Consider the following 15,228-nt stretch of genomic DNA (forward strand, 5'->3'; position numbering starts at 1 on the left):
GTGATCACCGTGTGCAGCCTGGCCATCGGGCTCGGCGCCGGCCCCGGCTTCCTGTTCGGATTCGTCGGCCCGGCGTTGCAGGAGGAGCTGAGGATCAGCCGCGCGGGCCTGGGCCTGCTCATCGGGTTGTTCTTCGGGTTCACGGGCGTGGCCTCGTTGCTCGCGGCCCGCTGGGGGGCGCGGCTGGGCGCCCGCCGCTGCCTGGCCCTGAACATGGTCACCGTGGCCGTGGGCGGCTGCGCCGCGGCGCTGTGGGGGAGCTATCCGATCCTGGCGGTCGTGGCCGTGACGGCAGGCGCCGCCTACGCGTTCGGCAACGTGGGCACCAATCTCGCGGTCATGGCGGTCGTCCGCCCGGGCATCGGCGGCTTCGCGCTGACCCTCAAGACGGCCGGTGTGCCGGCGATCGCCAGCGTGCTGGCGCTGGGCGGTGGATGGGCCGAGACGGCCGGATGGCGCGCGGTGGCCTGGGTGCTGGCGGCCGCGGGCGGCGTCGCGGCGCTCGCCGTGCTGCTCGTCCTGCCCCGGAGTGGCGGCGCCGCGGTCACGGCCCGGCCGGAGCCGCCTCTGCGGCGGGGCTTCTGGACGCTGCCCGTCGCGGCCTTTCTGTTCATCTGCGGTTCTCAGCCGCTGCAGTCGTGGATGGTGACGTACGTGCACGACGAGGCCGGGTTGCCGCTGACGCAGGCCGGGCCGCTCATGGCCGCCGGGACGGCGCTCGGCCTGACTGGGATGCTCGGCGCGGCGCGCTGGGCGGACCGGCTGGGGCCGCGGCGGCGGGCGGTGTTCGTCGCGCTGGTGTGCGTGGTGGCGGCGGTGGGTATCGGCGGGCTGCTCGCCGGGGCCCGCTGGTGGCTGCCCCTCCTCGCGGCCGGGGCGGTGCTGGGAGTGTCGGCGAACCTGGCCGGCGCGGGGCTGACCCACGCGGTCGTCGTCGACCGGGCGCCCGAGTCCGTGGGACGGGCGTCCGGAGTCACCATGACCGGCTACTACGCGGGCGCGCTCGTCGCGCCCTGGGGCTTCGGCGCCCTGGCCGACGCCACCGACGGCTACGAGGCGCCCTGGGCGGCGTGCCTGGTGCTCCTGCTGCTCGCGGCCGTCGCCTACGGGTGGGCCCACCGGGTGATGCCCGTCCAGCCCGGGGCGGGGACGGGCGCCCGCCCTCGCCCCCGGAATGGGGACTGACTCACCCGAGGCGCAGGAGTCTGGCGGCGTTGCCCGACAGCGCCGGCATGAGGTCGCCCACCTCGTCGGCCGCCCGGGCGCCACCGGCGTCCCAACCGGCGAAGTTGGTGCCGAAGACCAGCCTGCCGGTGCCCACCACGTCGACGAGGAGCTCCAGCGAGCGCTCGCTGTGCACGTGCGTGTCGAGCCACAGCCGGCGCAGGTACGGCTCGACGCCGTTCTCCCGCAGGAAGTCGGGGACCCACGGTCGTGGCGCCGCCACCGCCCGGGCGAACCGGCCGGCGACGTAAGCCAACGCGCCGCCTCCGTGGGACAGGCAGACGTCCAGCCGGGGGTGCCGGTCGAGCACCCCGCCGAAGACGAGCGCGGCCACCGCGAGGGTCTCGTCGTAGGCGAACCCGAACAGCAGGTCGAGGTCGAATCTGCGCAGCCGGGCGTCGTCGGGCGGGCCGCCCGCGCCGATGGGCGTCGGGTGCACGAACACCGGCACGTCCAGGTCGACGGCCGCCTCGTACAGGGCGTCCATCGCCGGATCGTCCAGCGGGCGCCCCGGGTCGGTGTCGACGTAGGCGGCCAGCAGCCCCAGCTCGCGCACGGCCCGCTCAAGCTCGGACACCGACGCCCCGACGTCCTGCAGAGGGAGCTGCGCCGCGCCCATCAGCCGGTCGGGGTGGGCGCGTACGAGCTCGGCCAGCGCGTCGTTGTGCGCCCGGCAGTAGGCGACCGCCGCCGCCGCGTCGAGGTCGTTGAAGTAGGTCAGCGGGTTGGGGGACAGCAGCTGGCGGTGGATGCCGGCGGCGTCCATGCCGTCGAGCCGGACGTTCACGTCCATGAACGGGCTCCCCTCGTAGCGCACGCCGTGCAGCACGTAGTCGCCGACGCGGTAGAACGGCCGCCCGTCGGGCGAGGTGCCGAGCTCGGGGCCGGCGGCTCCCGCGGCCCCCTGTGTCATGGGGAGCACCGCGTGGGCGTGAACGTCGATCACGCCGAGGTCTCGCGCGGGGGTGTGCTGGTCGTGATCGGTCACGGTGGCTCCTTCGGCGGCCCGCGAGCGGGAAATCGCGGAGAGCGGTATGGACGGATGCGCCTATGACATACTAGCGTCGTTGGTGTTATAGCGACGCATGTGGATCGGTGTGAGATCACACGCCGCAGGAATCCGTCCCGGCCGGCGAGCAAGCCGGCGGATATGTCTGCTGGGGGACGATGAACTCGAAGGAGAGCGAGATGGGCTTGGCGGTCGTCACGGGGGCGGGCAGCGGCATCGGAGCGGTCATAGCCGGGCACGCCGCCAAAGCGGGCTACCGGGTCGCCCTCTGGGACGTCGACGAGGCGGCGGTGCGGGAGGTCGCGACCGCCATCGGCGAGCCCGCCGTGGCCAGGAAGGTGGACGTCACGTCCGAGCCGTCGGTCGCCGCCGCGTTCGCCGCGCTCGGCGAGGCGCCCGCGCTGGTCGTGAACAACGCCGGGCTGGTGCGGTTCGGCCCGTTGAGGACGCTGAGCCTGGACGACTGGGAAGCCGTGCTCAAGGTCAACCTCACCGGCACCTTCCTGGTGTCCCGCCACGCGGCCACGATGATGGAGCCCGCGCGAGGGGGCGCCATCGTGAACATCGCGTCGATCAACGGCATCGCGGCGGCGCCCAACGCCGGCGCCTACACCGCCACCAAGGCCGCCATCATCCGGCTGACCGAGCAGATGGCGCTGGAATGGGGCTCGGCCGGCATCCGGGTGAACACGGTGGCGCCCGGGCTCATCCTGGCCGGCATGTCGGACGCCATCTACGCCGACGACCGGGTACGCGAGTTGCGCCAGGCGCAGGTGCCGCTCGGCCGCCTCGGCACCGCCGAGCAGGTCGCCGACTGCGTGCTGTTCCTGGGGTCCGCCGGCGCGGCGTACATCACCGGGCAGGTGGTCGCCGTCGACGGCGGGCTCACCAAGGCCGCCCTGCAGGGCCTGGCCCGTCCCAAGACCGTCGACTCCGTGGGGCAACGATGAAGGACATCAGAGGCACGTCGATCCTGGTGACCGGCGGCGGCTCGGGCATCGGCGCGGGAGTGGCGCGGACCCTGGTCGAGCGCGGGGCACGGGTCACCATTTCCGGCCGCCGCGAGCACCGGATCCGGGAGGTGGCCGCCGAGCTGGGGCCGGCGTGCCTGGCGGTGCCGGGAGACGTCACGCTCGCGGCTGACCGCGAGCGGCTGCTGGCTGCCGCGATCGAGCACGGTGACGGCCTCGACACGCTGGTCAACGCCGCGGGCAACATGTACCGCGGCGCCCTGGCCGAGCTCGACGAGGCGCGGATGCTCGACCTGTACCACTCGAACGTCGTCGGCCCGGTGCAGTTGTCCGGCCTCGCCCTGCCCGCCCTGCGGGAGAGCAAGGGGTCGATCATCTTCTTCGGGTCGGTCCACACCCAGCGGGCCTTTCCCGGGGCCTCACCGTACGCGGCGACCAAGGGCGCGCTCGAGTCCCTCACCGGGGTGCTGGCGTCCGAGCTCGGCTCCCAGGGCGTACGCGTCAACTGCGTGCGGCCCGGCGCGGTCTTCACCGAGATCAACGAGCGCGCCGGCCTGGGCACCTCCGAGGAGGCCCACGCCCGCCTGCAGGGACTCGCCGGCGCGCACGCGCTCGGCCGGATCGGCACCACCGAGGAGGTCGCCGAGGCGGTCGTGTACCTCGCCTGCGCCGAGTGGGTGACCGGCAGCATCCTCACCGTCGACGGAGGGCTGGCGCTCGGCGTCACGCACGCCTGAACGCGGCGGCCGCGGAGCACGTCCGCCACGGCTTCGTCGTGGACGACATCGAGCGGCGACCTCACGCCAGGCCCGGCAGCACCCGCTCGCCCAGCCGGTCGACGCGCGCCAGCTGGGTGACGAGGTCGGGCTCGGGGACGAGCGCGCGGATCACGATGTGCACGTTGGCCCAGGCCCGCAGCGGCTCGACGGCCCGGCGGATCTGGTCGACGACCTCGTCGGCGGTGCCCACGGCGTGGAAGTAGCGGTGGGCACCGGCCGGTGTGAGCGGCGTCGCCGGGTCCTGGACGTGCCCGGCGAACACGTCCAGGCCCTGCTGGATGCGCTCATAGACCGCCTGCTGGTGGTGGAAGCCGTCGCGGAGCGCCCGATCCTGCTCCGGGGTCCCGGCCAGCGCCACGAGCAGGTTGACCCCCATGGTGAACGTCGGATCCCCGGGGGCCCGCACCGAGGCCACCTGCGCGGCCGCCGCCTCGACGATGGGCCGGTCTCCCCGCCCGATCAGGTAGCCGTCGGCGAGCGTGCCCGCCCTGCGCACGGCGGCCGGCGCGTAGCCCCCCAGCCACACGGGGACGCCCGTCTCCGCCACGGGCCTCGGCGCCACGCGCAGTCCCCGCGCGCTGATCGCCGGGCCGTCCCAGTCGAAGGCGTCGCCCTGCCACGCCCGGCGCAGGAAGCCGACCAGGTCGGCCAGCCGGGCTCCCCGGCCGCCGTGCCCGACGTCGAAGGCGGCGTACTCGTGCCGCGCGTAGCCGATGCCCAGTCCCAGCGTGAGGCGCCCTCCGGACAGGTCGTCGACGACGGCGGCGTCCTCGGCCAGCCGGATCGGGTGGTACAGGGGCGCGATGGCGAGGCCGGTGCCGAGGCCGATGCGGCGGGTCCGCATGGCGACGGCGGCGAGCAGGGTCAGCGGGCTGGGCAGGTAGCCGTCGGCCAGGCCGTGGTGCTCGCTGACCCAGAACATGTCGAAGCCGTTCGCCTCGGCCGCGTGCGCCAGCTCGGGCGCCTGCCGGTAAAGGGGGCGGCCACCGCGCGGGTGCTGGCCGGTGAACAGCCCGAGCCCGACCGTAACGTGGCCGACCTGATCCGCGCGTGCCCTGGCCAAGTCGCTCATGCCTCACCACAATAGACGTTAGCTCTACAACTACGTAGTCCCGCGGAGGTATGCGGATGAGACTCCAGGCGGCGGACGGTCCCGGAACGGACGGTCCTGGAACGGACGGTCCCGGAACGGACGGTCCTGGAACGGACGGTCCCGGAACGGACGGTCCTGGAACGGACGAGGCGGGGCCGGTCGCGGACGTCGTGGTGCTGGGCACGGGGCCGGCGGGCATGGCCGCGGTCGCGGCGGCGGCGGCCGAGGGAGCCGAGGTGGTGGCCGTCGAGGCCCTGGGCGAGATCGGCGGCAACTGCGTCTGGTCCACCGGCTACCTCGCGTTCGTCGGCTCGGACATGCAGGCGGAGCACAGCATCGAGGACGACGTGGAGACGTTCGTCCGCGACGCCGGCCGGATGGTAGAGATCGCGGGGGAGGAGTACGGCCTGACCTGGGACGAGGACCTGGTGCGCCTCTTCGGCGAGGAGAGCGCCGAGACCTATCGCGTCCTGACCGGCCGGGGTGTCCGGTTCAGCCGGTTCATCCCGCGGCCACGGCAGCACTCGATCGACCGGATGGCCGCGGTGGTCGACCCGTGGATGTTCCAGCGGGCGTTCCGGCCCGACTTCGAGTCGCCGAACGTGCGGACGCTGTTCCGGGCCACGGCCCGGCGGCTGGTGACCGACGCCGGCGGCAGGGTGACCGGCGTAGTCGTACGGCAGGAGACGACCGACGCGGACGGAGCGGTGGTGCCCGGTGGGGCGCGGACCGTCACGGTCGCCGCGCGCCGCGGGGTCGTCCTGGCCACCGGCGGCTACCAGGCCAACCCGCTCCTGCGCCGGCGGTTCCAGCCGGCCTTCCTCGCCGACGGGCCCTACCTGGGCGTCGACACCTGCCGCGGCGACGGGCACCTGATGGGGCAGGCGGTCGGCGGCGACCTGATCAACATGACCCACGTGCCGCCGCTGGTGATCGTGTCGTCGTCGCTGGTCGAGGACGCGATCGCGGTCAACGCCGAGGGAAGGAGGTTCGAGGACGAGGCGGGCCCGTACGAGGAGCGGGTGGCCCACCTGCTGCGGCAGCCGGGCCGCCGCGGCTGGTACGTCTTCGACTCCGTCGTCGCCCGGGAGAAGGCCACGCTCATCGCGCAGATGCCCGAACCCGCGGTCTCGGCTCCCTCCCTGGAGGCCCTCGCGCACGAGATCGGGGTTCCCGCCGACGCCCTCACCCGGACGGTGCGGGAATGGAACGCCTTCCTCGACGGCGGCGAGTCGCGCGACCCGCTGACCGGACGGGTCGTCCTGCCTCCCGGCCGCAGGACCGCCGCCACGCCGCCGTTCACCGCGGTGCCGATGGTGATCGGGGTGAACTTCGTCTCCGGCGGGTTCCGGGTCACCCGGCGGCTGCAGGTGCTGGACGTCTTCGGCGCGCCCATCCCCGGCCTGTTCGCGGCGGGCGACTGCCTCGGAGGCCTGAGCGCGACGGCCGACCTGGGCGGCACCCGCATCTCCGGCGGGTTCACCCTGGGCCGCCTCGCCGGCCGGGCGGCGGCCTCCGGTGAGGAGGACACGGGAAACCGCGGCAGCGTCCAGGGCGCCTACCTGCCCAGCCGCCTCGGCGCCCGGATCGCCCTGATGCACCTCGGCGAGCACCCGTCCTGACCTCAGGGCGCCCGCCTGCGCCTCGCCGCACGCGCCTGGGTCTCGGGGCACGCGCCTGATCTTCAGGGCGTCGCGCCTGACTCTCGGGGCACGCGCGTGGCCTTCAGGACGGCGCGTCTGACCTTCAGGACGGGGCGCGTGACCTTCAGAGGGTCGCGCGTGGCTCTCAGGACGGGGCGCGTGAGGCCCAGGCGGCGGAGCGCTGGACGATGAGGCGGTGCTCGGGCGCGTCGTAGGAGCGCCCGTCGTGTCCCAGCGCGTCGTAGACCACGCGTCCGGCGCCGACCTCGCGGGCCCAGAGCAGTGGATGGTCGGCGCCGCCGTGCGGCGAGCTCATGAGGCCGCGGACGTCCGGCGTGCGGTCGAGGAAGCCGTACACCTCGTCGACGACGTCGAAGTCGCCGATCCCGTCGACGATCGGATGGCTCCCCGTGGCGACGGTGACGCGCACGGGGCCGCCGAGCGGCGGGTGCGAGGACCGGTCCCAGCGCCAGACGCCGCCCAGGAGGTCGCGCCAGCCGGGCCAGTCGTCGAAGCAGATGCTGGCGCCGTGCATCGCGAGCAGCCCGCCACCGCGCCGGACGTGGCCGGACAGCGCCTGACGCGCGGGTTGGCCCAGCGAGATCGACCACTCGTCGCGCAGGTGGGCGTAGCGCTCGACCCGCATCGTCCATCTGAGCATGTTGAGCACCAGCAACGCCGGCGGCCGGGCGTCGCCGGCCAGGCCGAGGCACGCCCCTTCGACGTCCGTGGTCACGGTGACCTCGAATCCGGCCTCTCCCAGAACATCGGCCAGGGTCGCGGTGCTCGCCGGGAAGTCGTGCGCCACACCTCCCGAGAGGATGAGCGCCGATCGCGGGGTTATCTCGGGCATGGTCTCGACCCTTCTTGACGTGAGGCGTCTAACGACTACATTCTGACGCAGCGGGGCAGGCGCCGGAAAGGCTCCTCGCCCGCCGCGCGCCGGCGCCGTCCGGGGCGACCGGGGCCCGCACGCAGAAGGGAGTGCACGTGTTCCGTCACGTGGTGCTGTTCAAATGGTCCGAGGAGGCCGGTGAGCCGGTGCGCGCCGCCGCGGTGAGCGCGCTGCGGCACTGGGCCGTGGTGGCCGCCGAGTTCGGCAGCGTGACGGTCGGCACCGACGCCGCGCTGCGCGAGGGCAACCACGACGTGGCCGTCGTGGCCGACTTCCCCGACCGGGAGGCGTACCTGCGTTACACAGCCGACGAGCGTCACCTCGCCATGGTCGCCGAGCACATCACCCCGAACGCGAGCAGTCGCGCCGCGGTGCAGCACGAGCTGTGACGGTGCGCGGCCCGGCGATCGTCGTCGGCGCGAGCCTGGCCGGGGCCACGGCCGCCCTCGCGCTGCGGCGGCACGGCTGGAGCGAGCCCGTCCTGCTGGTCGGTGAGGAGGACTGCCTCCCGTACGAGCGCCCCCAGCTGTCCAAGGCCTATCTGGAAGGGCGGCGCGAGGCGGGCAACCTGCTGGTCGCGCCGGAGCGGCGGTTCGCCGACGCCGGCATCGAGCTGGTGCTGGGGCGGCGGGTGACGGAGCTGCACCCGCGCGACCACCACGTCACGATCGGCGGGCGCCGCGTGCCGTACGGCGTCCTCGTGCTGTGCACCGGCGCGGCGGCCCGGCGGCCTGCCTTCCCCGGCGCCGACAAGCGCGGCGTGCACCTCCTGCGGTCCCTCGCCGACGCCGACCGGCTGCGGGCCGAGGTCTCGCCGGGCACCCCGGTGGTGGTCGTGGGGATGGGGCTGGTCGGCTCGGAGGTCGCCGCCACGCTGAACCGGCTCGGCGCCGACGTCGTCGCGGTCGACCCGCTGCCCGCTCCGCTCCACCGCCTGGTGCCGGTCCCGGTCGGCGAGATGCTGGCGGACCTGCACCGCGCCCGCGGCGTGCGACTCCGGCTCGGCAGGGCGGTGCGCGAGATCGCGGGCCGCGAACGGGTGGAGGTCGTCGTCCTCGACGACGGCGAGCGGCTGCCCGCGCGGGTGGTGGTCGCCGGTCTCGGCGCTGTGCCCGACACCGGCCTGGCCGTCGCGGCGGGGCTCGACGTGGGCGCGGGCATCCGCACCGACGAGTTCGGCCGCACCAGCGCCCCCGACGTGTACGCCGCGGGCGACGTGGTGCAGCAGTTCGTCCCCCACCGCGGCCGCCACGAGCGCGTCGAGCACTGGAAACACGCGATCCAGCAGGCCGGAGCCGTCGCCGCGGCCATCGCGGGGGCGCCGGCCCCGCTGGACGAGTCGCCGTGGTTCTGGACCGACCAGTACGACGTCCATCTCGAGGTCGCGGGATGGCCGGACCCCGGCGCGCCGGTGGTCGTCGACGGCGTGATCGGAGACGGCGGAGAAGCGGGCGAGTTCCTCGCCAAGACGGTGGTGGCCGGGCGGGTTCAGGCAGTGACGGGAGTCGGGAGAGGCCGGGAGCTGCGCGCCCTCGGCCGCCGGCTTCCCTTGGGCGTGTCCCATGAGGACACCGACGAGATGAGGCAGCGGACATGGATTTCGGACTGAGTGGACGCCGGGCGGCGATCGGCGCGTCGAGCAGCGGGCTGGGCTTCGCGACCGCGGCCGCCCTGGCGGCGGAGGGAGCGCGGGTCACGCTCTGCGACGTCGACGCGGACCGGGTCCGCGCCGCGGCCGAGCGCATCGGGCCGAACGCCTCGTGGGCGGTGGCCGACCTGTCCGACCCCGACGGCAGCGAGGGGTTCGTCCGCGAGGCGCAGCGGGTGATGGGCGGCGTCGACATCCTGGTGACGAACGCGCCGGGCCCGCCGCCCGGCGACTTCGCCCAGGCCAAGGCCGAGGACTATCCCCGGGCGCTGGACCTGAACCTGCTGTCCGTCGTGCGGATGTGCCTCGCGGCGGTGCCGGCCATGCGGGACAACGGGTGGGGGAGGGTGGTCGCGATCACGTCCATCTCCGTACGGCAGCCGATCGCCAACCTCATCCTGTCGAACACGGCGCGAGCCGGAGCCACCGGCTTCCTGAAGACCCTCGCCCGTGAGGTCGCCGCCGACGGGGTGACCGTGAACTCGCTGCAGCCGGGCCTGCACGCCACCGAGCGGGTCGCGAACGTCTACGGCGGGGAGCTGGACGCCGAGATCGCCCAGATCCCGGCGCGGGCCATGGGCGAGCCGGCGGACTTCGGCGCGGTCGCCGCGTTCCTGTGCTCCGATCAGGCGCGCTACATCACGGGGGCGGCGATACCCGTGGACGGCGGGATCTACCAGGGTCTCCAGTAGCAGACACCGACCGACAGCAGGAGTGACACATGCACAGCGATTCGACCGTGACCCTGACGCGCTACCAGGAGCTCTGGGACGGTTTCCGGCAACGCGGCCTGCGCCAGGGCCTCTACACGGCGGGTGGCGTGGTCATGCGCGACACCTTGCTCGACCTGCACGGGCCCGAGCACCAGCTGCGCCGCCGCGTCGAGAACCGGCTCTTCCGGCGCGGCACGTTCAAGACCTGGGAGGCCGACCTCGTCCCCGAGATCATCGACGAGGCGTTCGCGCCCGTCATCAAGCAGGGGCACGCCGACCTGGTGCTGCTCGGCACGCGGACCGTCATGAACCTCACCGCCAAGGTCGCCGGCATCGACCGGCTGACCGGCTCGGTCGAGGAGACCGACGCGCTGCAGGGGTTCGCGACCAAGTTCTCCGAGGGCGCGACGCTGATCCACACCACGCGCGACCCCGAGGTCGTACGGGCGGAGGTGACCGAGGCGCTCGACCGGTTCGACGCGATGTTCTTCACGCCGTCGTTCGAACGGCGGGCGGCCCTGCTCGCCGACCCGGCGGTCGCCGAGGACGCCTACCCCAGGGACGTGCTGATGGCCCTGGTCCGCAACCAGGAGGAGCTGGGGATCGACCGGGGAGTCATGCTGCGTGAGGTGGCCTTCTACCTGCAGGCGGGATCGCACAGCACCTCCGACGCCTTCACGCACTCGGTCGACGAGATCCTGCGGTGGGCGCGACGGCACCCGGAGCAGGCACACCGCCTCGACGACGACCTGTTCGTCCAGCGCTGCGTGCACGAGGTCATGCGCCTGCATCCGGCGAGCCCCGAGGCGTTGCGCCGGGCCGTCGAGGACGTGACGCTGCGCGACGGGCGGTCGATCCCGGCGGGGACGTTCGTGCGGATGGACATCAAGGCCGCCAACACCGATCCGGAGGTGTTCGGGCCGGACGCCTCGGAGTTCGATCCCGACCGGGTGGTGCCGTCCGGGGTCCAGCCCTGGGGCCACACCTTCGGAGGCGGCATGCACGCCTGCATCGGCATGGAGCTGGACGGTGGCACGGTGCCCAAGGAGGGCGAGGCGGAGCACGTCCTCGGCACGGTTCCGCTGATGGTGCGCGAGCTGCTGCGCCACGGCGTGCGTCCCGACCCGGCCAGCCCCCCGGTGAAGGAGGCGCACTCCAGCCGGGACCACTTCGGCGGCTACCCGGTCCTGTTCGGCGGCGCCGGAGACCCCGTCACGCCGGGGGAGATTGGTCGTTAAGCTCCTTGACACTAACCAGGATATCGGCGCAGGATCAGCAGAGGTCCGACTGCGGATCGCGGGCGGTCACGGCCATGCCCCGATCGGCCTGCCACGGCTTCTCGTGAGGAGAGTTGAATGTCGCAGATGATCGCCATCGAGGGCGGAACCGTCATCGACGGGACCGGTGCTCCCGCGCGCGCCGGCGAGACCGTCCTGATCCGCGAGGGCAAGATCGCGGCGCTGGGGGCGCCGGCCGACGAGCTGGTGGCGCGCACGCCCGATCTCCCGCGGATCGACGCCTCCGGCAAGACCGTCATGCCGGGCCTGATCGACGCGCACACCCACCTGTCCTTCGGTGAGCCGACCGGCAACGACGAGCTGTTCTTCCACCGCACCGAGGCGTACAGCTCCATGCTGTCCGCCCACAACTCGGGCAAGGTGCTCCGCGCCGGCGTCACCAGCGTCATGGACGCCGACTGCCTGTGGAACATCGGGGTCGAGCTCCGGGACGCGATCGAGGCCGGGATCGTCGAGGGCCCCCGGATGCGCGCCGGCGGCAACGCGCTGATGACCATGCTCGGCGGCACCGCAGGCCGGCTGATCAAGGACGAGGGCACCACGGGCTACGCCACGGTCGTGCACGATCTCGACGGGATCACCCGGGAGGTGCGACGTCAGGTCAAGCACGGCGTCGACTGGATCAAGATCATGGTCACCGGGCTCATCCCCTCGGTGAAGGGCCCCGAGGTCAAGGTCTGGTCGCAGCGCGAGATCAGGGCCGTCGTCGAGGCGGCCCACGAGCTGAACACGCCGGTGGTCGGGCACTGCCGCAACTCGATCAGCACGAAGGAGTCCGCCGAGGCGGGCATCGACATGATCTACCACTCCAGCTACATGGACGACGCCGCGCTGGAGGCGGTGCTGGAGAACGGGACCACGCTGTGCCCGACGCTGACGCTGCTCGGCAACCTCGTCGACTACGGCGAGAAGGTGGGGACCGCCCCGGCGCTGCTCGACATCTTCCGGGCCGAGCTGGAGGTGACCGGCGAGATGATCGGCAAGGCGCACCAGCTCGGCGTCCGGGTCATCACGGGATCGGAGACCGGCTTCGCGGTCACGCCCTGCGGGGAGTGGCACGCGCGCGAGCTCGACATGCTCGTGCGCTACGCGGGCTTCTCGCCCATGGAGGCGATCACGGCCGCCACCTCCAAGGCGGCGTGGGCCATGAAGCTGGAAGGCCAGGTCGGAGCGCTGACCGAGGGCTACATCGCGGACGTGATCGTGGTCGACGGCGACCCGCTGGCGGACATCACCGTGCTGACGCGCGAAGGGGCGATCCACGAGGTGATCAAGGACGGTGTGCGCGTCGACATGTCGCGGCCGATCCCCGAGCGCCGCCCGCGCCCCGGCGAGAAGGTGGCCTTCCTCGCGGCGTGCCCGCTGACGCGGGCGTTCGCGCTCGAGGACACCGCCCTCGCGGGCTCCGACGGCAAGCCTCTGACCGACGACGAGTTGCTGGGCCTGTCGCGCGCATGACCGCGGATCCGCGGGCCTTCACCCGGCCGAATGAACGCCCCCGGGCGGTAATGTGTACGTGCACCCGACGCCGTGACCGGTCGCGCGACCAGGCTCGCGGACCCCAGTCACCACCCAGTCGCCCGGCCCCGAGCAACGGCAGGAAAGGTCAGGCTTGCGATGAGTACCGAGGGCATCATCGAGCGTCTCCAGGTGCTCGGCATGTCAGGCTACGAGGCGAAGGCCTACATCGCGCTGGTGGCGGCCGGTGAGCCACTCAACGGCTACGAGGTGGCCAAGCGGTCGGGCGTGCCGCGCAGCACCGTCTACGAGACCCTCGGCAAGCTGACCGCGTCCGGCGCGATCTACGAGGTGCGGACCCGCGAAGACGCCGTCAGCTACCTGCCGCTGCCTCCCAAGTCGCTGCTCGACCGGCTCAGCCGGCACTACGAGTCGACCCTCGACTCGCTTCGCGAATCGCTCCCGGGCATCGCGGCGCCGCCGCGGCTCCACCTGATCCACAACCTCACCGGGCGCGAGGCCCTGCTGGAGCGCGCGAGCGACATCGTCGCCAGCGCCCAGCGTGACCTGTTCCTGTCGCTGTGGCCCGAGGAGAACAACCCGCTCGACGCGCTGATCCATGACGCGCACGACCGGGGCGTCTCCGTGACGGTCATGTCCTTCGCCGACGACGAGGACCCTTCGGCCATCCCGCGCACCTACATCCACCGGCTCTCGCCGCCGCCCATCGTGCTGGAGAACCTCGGCTGCCGCCTGTTCGTCGCGGTGGGCGACCGGCAGGAGTGCGTCATCGGCGGCTTCGTCGGCGCCGACGCGTGGGGCATCTTCTCCGACAACCCGGCGGTCGTGATGGTCGCGGTGGAGTACGTCCGCCACGACATCGCGCTGCAGCTGATGGCGGCCAACTTCCCGGAGCAGGACGTCATGAGCTTCTGGAGGGACGACCCCGACCTCTCCCGGCTGCGTTCCGACCACGGCTTCGCCGCCGCGGCGCTGCGGGCCGGGCGCAACGGCGCGAAGAACGGCGCGGCGAGCTCCGACGTGCCGCCGGTGCGCAAGCGCGCCTCGGGGCGGCAGGGCACCCGCCGGCGCTGAGTTCGATCGCGGCGTCCCTGGAGCGGGTCTGGTCGCTGGTGGCCTCACCGGGCGCAGGGACAGATGCGGGCGAGCCGGAGCAGGGCCGCGCCGCACAGATAGACCGGGAGCATCCGGACGGGCAGCGCTCCCTGCCCCGCCAGGGCTGCGCCCAGCAGCCCGGCGATGACGGCCGCCGCGCCGGTGATGGTGGCGGCCGTGCGGAGCCCGCCGTTCGCCTGGGGCGCGGTGATCGGCCGTGCGCGCCGTTCGACCCAGCCGAACAGAGCGACGAGCACCGCGAGGAGCACGGCCAGGACCGCGAGCCAGGGCAGGCGGAGCAGCAGCCATTCCGCCGAACCCGTGGCGGGCTGCGGCATCAGGCCGGTGGGATAGAGCGCCAGTGCGGCGATCACGGCGGCCGTCAGGTGCCAGAGGAAGATCGTCATGATCACGGAGTTGACCGTCACGATGATCAGCCACGGCCGCGGCCGCCCGAGCCACCGGATGCCGCGATCGTGCAGGAGGAAGACGACGCCGGTCTGCGTGACGGCCAGGGCGAGCAGCGCGAGCGTCGGCGGCGAGGTGTTCTGCAGCCGCTCGCCCGGAATCGCCACCATGCTGATCGGATAGGGGCCGGCGACGGTGAGCGAGACGAGAGCGGCGAGGCCGCCGGCCGCCATCGGCAGGGCCACGGCGCGGCGGACGGGCAGGGTGCCCTCCCGCCAGGCGATGCCGAGCTGGTGGACGGCCAGCCAGGCGAGCAGGAAGTTGGCCTGACCGAGCGAGGGCCGGCCGAGCAGCCTGGCGACGTCTCCGAGACCGACCAGCGTCACGAGCACGACAGGCACGGCGAGCCCCGCGCGGCGGTCGAGCGCGAGCATCACCGGCGTGAGAAAAACGGCGGCGAGGTACACGATCAGGAACCACAGCGGCACGCAGGCGAGCCACACGGCCGTCCCGACCGACTTCGGCTCGGCGCCGAGGAGCAGGGCCAGGAAGGCCGCGCCGCTCAGGACGAGGACGAGCATGCTGGTGGGGGCCACCAACCGGGCGGTACGGCTCAGCAGCCAGCTCACGGTGGTGCCGCCCCGGCGGCGCTGGGAGTCCAGGGAGGCCGCGTTCGCGAACCCGCCCACCAGAAAGAAGACCGGCATGACCTGGAACAACCAGGTCATGGGGCGGGTCCACGGCAGCACCTCCAGGGCGCTCGCGCCTGCGAATCCGCCTCGGTAGGTCACCGAGACCGACAGCCAGTGGCCGAGCACGACCATCGAGATCGCGACCGCGCGCAGCAGGTCGATGAGGCGGTCCCGCTCGGGCGGAGTGTGCTCGGCGGCCTGCCTGAGCGCGCGAACCGCGCGGTGCGAGCGGCGGAACAGCGCCTGGAACACGCCAGTCGTCCTCTCTTCCGGCGTCAGGG

General features: G+C 73.3%; 14 protein-coding genes. 10 read left to right on the forward strand and 4 right to left on the reverse strand.

The annotated features are described in order from the left end of the window. On the forward strand, positions 1 to 1,185 hold the full coding sequence (locus tag AB0C16_RS29180) for an MFS transporter (RefSeq protein WP_357687333.1): 1,185 nt from the start codon (positions 1 to 3) through the stop codon (positions 1,183 to 1,185). Position 1,186: 1 nt separating this feature from the next. Here the strand turns inward: AB0C16_RS29180 and AB0C16_RS29185 are convergent, their stop codons facing one another. After that, positions 1,187 to 2,212: an amidohydrolase family protein gene (locus tag AB0C16_RS29185; RefSeq protein WP_357687335.1), complete on the reverse strand. Its 1,026-nt coding sequence runs from the start codon at positions 2,210 to 2,212 to the stop codon at positions 1,187 to 1,189. A gap of 200 nt (positions 2,213 to 2,412) precedes the next feature. Here AB0C16_RS29185 and AB0C16_RS29190 point away from each other — a divergent pair, with 200 nt between their 5' ends. Together AB0C16_RS29190 and AB0C16_RS29195 are read left to right on the forward strand one after the other, a co-directional pair. After that, complete coding sequence (locus tag AB0C16_RS29190) at positions 2,413 to 3,183, forward strand: SDR family NAD(P)-dependent oxidoreductase (protein ID WP_357687337.1); 771 nt, start codon at positions 2,413 to 2,415, stop codon at positions 3,181 to 3,183. After that, complete coding sequence (locus AB0C16_RS29195) at positions 3,180 to 3,941, forward strand: SDR family oxidoreductase (RefSeq protein ID WP_357687339.1); 762 nt, start codon at positions 3,180 to 3,182, stop codon at positions 3,939 to 3,941. Before AB0C16_RS29190 ends, AB0C16_RS29195 begins: the two co-directional genes overlap by 4 nt. 61 nt (positions 3,942 to 4,002) lie before the next feature. Here the strand turns inward: AB0C16_RS29195 and AB0C16_RS29200 are convergent, their stop codons facing one another. After that, positions 4,003 to 5,055, reverse strand: a complete 1,053-nt coding sequence (locus tag AB0C16_RS29200; protein WP_357687341.1) for an LLM class flavin-dependent oxidoreductase — start codon at positions 5,053 to 5,055, stop codon at positions 4,003 to 4,005. Positions 5,056 to 5,111: 56 nt separating this feature from the next. Between AB0C16_RS29200 and AB0C16_RS29205 the strand changes: the two genes are divergently transcribed. Further along, positions 5,112 to 6,698 carry an FAD-binding protein gene (locus AB0C16_RS29205; RefSeq protein WP_357687343.1) on the forward strand — a complete coding sequence of 529 codons (1,587 nt, stop codon included), beginning with the start codon at positions 5,112 to 5,114 and terminating at the stop codon, positions 6,696 to 6,698. 166 nt (positions 6,699 to 6,864) lie between these two features. Here the strand turns inward: AB0C16_RS29205 and AB0C16_RS29210 are convergent, their stop codons facing one another. Then, positions 6,865 to 7,572 (reverse strand): ThuA domain-containing protein, encoded by a 708-nt coding sequence (locus AB0C16_RS29210; RefSeq protein WP_357687345.1) that lies wholly within the window; start codon positions 7,570 to 7,572, stop codon positions 6,865 to 6,867. Positions 7,573 to 7,709: 137 nt separating this feature from the next. On the opposite strand from AB0C16_RS29210, the gene AB0C16_RS29215 reads away from it, so the two are divergent. From AB0C16_RS29215 to AB0C16_RS29240, 6 genes are all read left to right on the forward strand, one after another. Further along, complete coding sequence (locus tag AB0C16_RS29215; protein ID WP_357687346.1) at positions 7,710 to 8,003, forward strand: Dabb family protein; 294 nt, start codon at positions 7,710 to 7,712, stop codon at positions 8,001 to 8,003. Beyond that, positions 8,000 to 9,223, forward strand: coding sequence for an FAD-dependent oxidoreductase (locus tag AB0C16_RS29220; RefSeq protein ID WP_357687348.1), 1,224 nt, complete (start codon positions 8,000 to 8,002; stop codon positions 9,221 to 9,223). Before AB0C16_RS29215 ends, AB0C16_RS29220 begins: the two co-directional genes overlap by 4 nt. Continuing rightward, a complete protein-coding gene (locus AB0C16_RS29225) occupies positions 9,208 to 9,954 on the forward strand; it encodes an SDR family oxidoreductase (RefSeq protein WP_357687350.1) in 747 nt (248 codons plus the stop codon). The genes AB0C16_RS29220 and AB0C16_RS29225 overlap by 16 nt, the downstream gene beginning before the upstream one ends. A gap of 29 nt (positions 9,955 to 9,983) precedes the next feature. Beyond that, positions 9,984 to 11,213, forward strand: a complete 1,230-nt coding sequence (locus tag AB0C16_RS29230; RefSeq protein WP_357687352.1) for a cytochrome P450 — start codon at positions 9,984 to 9,986, stop codon at positions 11,211 to 11,213. A gap of 117 nt (positions 11,214 to 11,330) precedes the next feature. Further along, entirely contained in the window at positions 11,331 to 12,731 is a 1,401-nt protein-coding gene (locus AB0C16_RS29235; protein WP_357687354.1) for an amidohydrolase family protein, read from the forward strand. Positions 12,732 to 12,890: 159 nt separating this feature from the next. After that, positions 12,891 to 13,826 carry a helix-turn-helix domain-containing protein gene (locus AB0C16_RS29240; RefSeq protein WP_357687356.1) on the forward strand — a complete coding sequence of 312 codons (936 nt, stop codon included), beginning with the start codon at positions 12,891 to 12,893 and terminating at the stop codon, positions 13,824 to 13,826. Between the two features lie 44 nt (positions 13,827 to 13,870). Here AB0C16_RS29240 and AB0C16_RS29245 read toward each other — a convergent pair whose 3' ends face one another. Further along, a complete protein-coding gene (locus tag AB0C16_RS29245; RefSeq protein WP_357687358.1) occupies positions 13,871 to 15,199 on the reverse strand; it encodes an acyltransferase in 1,329 nt (442 codons plus the stop codon). Positions 15,200 to 15,228 lie beyond the last annotated feature (29 nt).

It is taken from the genome of Nonomuraea sp. NPDC048916, from assembly GCF_040649575.1.
Classification (GTDB): domain Bacteria; phylum Actinomycetota; class Actinomycetes; order Streptosporangiales; family Streptosporangiaceae; genus Nonomuraea.

Excerpts from the sequence above, each read along its gene's own strand:
- AB0C16_RS29230 (WP_357687352.1), top strand. The coding sequence starts at position 9,984 with ATGCACAGCGATTCGACCGTGACCCTGACGCGCTACCAGGAGCTCTGG.
- AB0C16_RS29195 (WP_357687339.1), top strand. The coding sequence starts at position 3,180 with ATGAAGGACATCAGAGGCACGTCGATCCTGGTGACCGGCGGCGGCTCG.
- AB0C16_RS29190 (WP_357687337.1), top strand. The coding sequence starts at position 2,413 with ATGGGCTTGGCGGTCGTCACGGGGGCGGGCAGCGGCATCGGAGCGGTC.
- AB0C16_RS29205 (WP_357687343.1), top strand. The coding sequence starts at position 5,112 with ATGAGACTCCAGGCGGCGGACGGTCCCGGAACGGACGGTCCTGGAACG.
- AB0C16_RS29200 (WP_357687341.1), bottom strand. The coding sequence starts at position 5,055 with ATGAGCGACTTGGCCAGGGCACGCGCGGATCAGGTCGGCCACGTTACG.
- AB0C16_RS29235 (WP_357687354.1), top strand. The coding sequence starts at position 11,331 with ATGTCGCAGATGATCGCCATCGAGGGCGGAACCGTCATCGACGGGACC.
- AB0C16_RS29210 (WP_357687345.1), bottom strand. The coding sequence starts at position 7,572 with ATGCCCGAGATAACCCCGCGATCGGCGCTCATCCTCTCGGGAGGTGTG.
- AB0C16_RS29225 (WP_357687350.1), top strand. The coding sequence starts at position 9,208 with ATGGATTTCGGACTGAGTGGACGCCGGGCGGCGATCGGCGCGTCGAGC.
- AB0C16_RS29240 (WP_357687356.1), top strand. The coding sequence starts at position 12,891 with ATGAGTACCGAGGGCATCATCGAGCGTCTCCAGGTGCTCGGCATGTCA.